The sequence below is a fragment of the Mesorhizobium sp. M7D.F.Ca.US.004.01.2.1 genome (genome assembly GCF_003997785.1).
GTDB lineage: Bacteria > Pseudomonadota > Alphaproteobacteria > Rhizobiales > Rhizobiaceae > Mesorhizobium > Mesorhizobium loti.
In genome coordinates, this window is the sequence record NZ_RZRQ01000499.1 from 1 (window position 1) to 3,165 (window position 3,165).

3 protein-coding genes are annotated in these 3,165 nt (G+C 62.1%); 1 reads left to right on the forward strand and 2 read right to left on the reverse strand.

Annotated features, from left to right (window positions below):
- A partial coding sequence (locus tag EN993_RS33695; RefSeq protein ID WP_127266041.1) for an ABC transporter substrate-binding protein occupies nucleotides 1-1,145 on the reverse strand: 1,145 nt, incomplete at its 3' end.
- A 43-nt stretch (nucleotides 1,146-1,188) separates the two neighbouring features.
- Nucleotides 1,189-2,739, reverse strand: coding sequence for a trimethylamine methyltransferase family protein (locus EN993_RS33700; RefSeq protein ID WP_109663186.1), 1,551 nt, complete (start codon nucleotides 2,737-2,739; stop codon nucleotides 1,189-1,191).
- Between the two features lie 91 nt (nucleotides 2,740-2,830).
- Between EN993_RS33700 and EN993_RS33705 the strand changes: the two genes are divergently transcribed.
- Nucleotides 2,831-3,165, forward strand: a 335-nt coding sequence (locus tag EN993_RS33705) for a LysR family transcriptional regulator (RefSeq protein WP_127266042.1), incomplete at its 3' end; no start/stop codon positions are given.

Sequence of the window (3,165 nt, forward strand, 5' to 3'; positions counted from 1 at the left end):
GCAGCATCGCGCGTCTTCTTGGGCAGCGGATAGTATTCGGGATGGATCGGGGCGACGTGGTGGTTCTCGCCGACCGTTCCGAGCCCGGCGTAGCCGAGTTGCATGACGGCATTGTTGTCAACGGCCATCTGCAGCGCATTGCGCACCCGCTGGTCGTCATAGGGCTTGTGGGTGATGTTGGTGCGGGCAACCAGCGTCGTCGCCGTCGCCACCTCCGATTTCACCAGATCCATCTTATCCAAGGCGTCGATGAAGTCGGCCGGCGTTTCGAAATCGAGGTCGATCTCGCCAGAATCGAAGGCATTCAGCGTGGCGTTGAAGTCGGTGCCGTAGTCGATGAACTCGACACCGTCGAGCGGCGTTTCGCCACCCCACCACTTGCCGTTCTCGCGACGCTTGACGACCGCCTTCGTACCCACTGCATAGGACACCAGTTCGAAAGGCCCGGTACCGATCGGCTTCTTGATCGGGTCGGCGCCATCCTTGTCGAAGTCGCGATGCACGACCAGCGCCGGATAGTCGGTGAAGCCCGGTATGATCGCGATGTCGGGTTCGGACAGCTTCAGCTTGACCGTGAGATCATCGACCCTGGTGATGGCGCCATCCTTGGCCTTGCCGGTCTTTGTGTCGATCAGCGCGCCGACGCGTGCCGCCATGGAGTTGCCGGAAGCACCCTTCTCGCACCAGCGGTTCAGATTGGAGACCACGTCATCGGCGTTGAAAGCATCGCCATTGTTCCAGGTGACGCCTTTGCGCAGATGCAGTGTGTATTCGGTGGCGTCGTCATTGACGTCCCAGCTTTCGAGCAGGACCGGCTCGAAAGTGAACTGGTGCGTGTAGCGGACCAGCGGCTCAAGCCAGGTCCGGGTGACGTTTGCCATTTCCGTCCAGTCATAAGTGCGCGGATCCTTCTGTGCCTTGACCGACATTGCGACACGCAGCGTTCCGCCCTTTTTCGGTTCATCGGCCAGGGCTTTTGTTGGCGCAGCGAGGCCAATCATGCCATAGGCGAAAGCCGTCGAGGCGCCGAAGGCGCTTGCCAGCGCCAGGAATTCGCGCCGGTCCATCCGGCCCGCGCGCGTCTCTTTCGCCATTGTCTCGATGGCACTTGGAACGCGGTCGCCATTGCTTCTGAAGAGCGTCATGTTTTCCTCCCTTGGTGGTTCCGTCAGGTCTTCGCCTGTCTTATCAACTAACGCTGTCCGGCAGTTTTTCCTCACGCCGCGCGATCAAATCCTTGAGACCCTCGGCGATGCCCTCGTCGAGCTTCGGCTCCTCATAATCGGCCAGCATGTTGCGCGCTTTCTCGCGACCGCGCGTGTCGTGGTCCTTTGCGCCTTCGGCCTTCCACTGCTCGTACGAATTGAAGTCCATGATGCTGGGCATGAAGAAGGCGGACTCGAAATGTTCGAGCGTGTGCTGGGTACCGAGAAAATGGCCCTGCGGGCCTACCTCGCGGATCGCCGCCATCGCTTCCTTGAAATCGTCGAACGGCAGCCCGCCGGCATATTTGTACCAGCCGATGAGCTGTTCGCAGTCCGTCGCGAATTTCGAATAGCCGCAGGTCAGGCCGGCCTCGAGCCATCCGGCGGAGTGCCAGATGTAGTTTGCGCCAGAGAGTATGGCGGCATGCATCAGCATGTTAGACTCGTAGCCGGCCTGGGCGTCGTTGAGCTTCGACCCGACATGGAAGCCGGACGTGCGCCATGGCAGCCGGTATTTCCGCGCCAGCGCTCCCATGAGATACATCATCTGCGCGGCCTCCGGCGTGCCGCCCATGGGGGCGCCGGTCTTCATGTCCACAGTGACCATGAACTGTCCGTAGATCTGCGGCGAACCCGGGCGCAGCAGTTGCGTGAAGGCGACACCGGCCAGCGCTTCCGCATTGACCTGCGCGACCGCGCCGACTGCGGAAGCCGACGTCGAGGCGCCGCACAACGCGAAGGGCGCCAGGATCAGCGGCTGGTTGCTCCGCGCATACACCTTCATCGCATCCAGCATGGTGGCGTCCCACACCAGCGGCGAGTTGCAGTTGGTGATCGACACCAGGACCGGGTTGTCGCGGACGAACTCCTCGCCGAACACGATGCCTGCCATCGCCATCGTGTCTTCCGCTCGCTCCTTCGAGGTGACGATGCCCATGAACGGCTTATCGGAATACTTCAGCGCCGAATGGATGATATGGAGGTGACGCTTCGGGACCGCGATTTCCATTGGCTCGCAGATGACCGAGCTCGACGAGTGCAGCGCCGGCGCCATATAGGCGAGCTTGTGGAAATTGTTGAGGTCGGCGAGCGAGCCGTAGCGCCGGTTATTGTCAAGGTCGCGCACGTAGGGTGCGCCATACATCGGCACGAAGATAGAGTTCTTGCCGCCGACGCGGACGGTACGATCGGGGTTGCGGGCATTGAGGGTGAATTCCGGCGGGACCTTCGAGACCAACTCCATCAAGAGCGCACGGTCGATGCGAACGCGCGTCTCGGAGACATCGGCTCCTGCGGCCTTCCATAGGGCGATCGCCTCGTCGTCGCGGAACTCGCAGCCCACCTCTTCGAGGATCAAGAGCGATTCCTGGTGGATCAACTCCACCGCCTCGTCAGGGACCATCTGATAGGCGGGAATCTGGCGCACCAGCGTCGGGAACGAGACTATGGGCGCGCCCCGTATCGCCTTGCGCCCTAGGCGGCCGCCGCTTCTGCGATTTGCGTGTTCGGTCACTGCAACGGCCGGTGCATTCATGGCAACTCATCCTCCAACTGCCCATCAACTTAGCGAGACGAAATGTAGCTGTGACGCTGGAAAATCCTGATCTCTTGTATAAACTCTCCTTATGCGAAGCCTACGCCATCTCCTGCCCTCCGCCGGCAGCCTGATCGTCTTCGAGGCGGCCGGCCGGCTGTCGAGCTTCACCGCCGCCGGGCGCGAGCTCGGCATGACGCAAGCGGCTGTGTCCTACGCCGTGCGCGGGCTGGAAGAACAGCTCGGAGCCCAGCTATTCCAGCGCCGCCACCGCCAAGTCGTCCTCACCGAGGCCGGCGAGCGCTTCCACGCCGATGTCTCGCTCGGGCTGTCGCATATCCGCAAGTCGGCGGAAGATCTGCGCCTGCAGGCGAGTGGCGGTCATGTGACGCTGGCCGCCTCGACCGCCTTCGGCTCGTTCTGGAT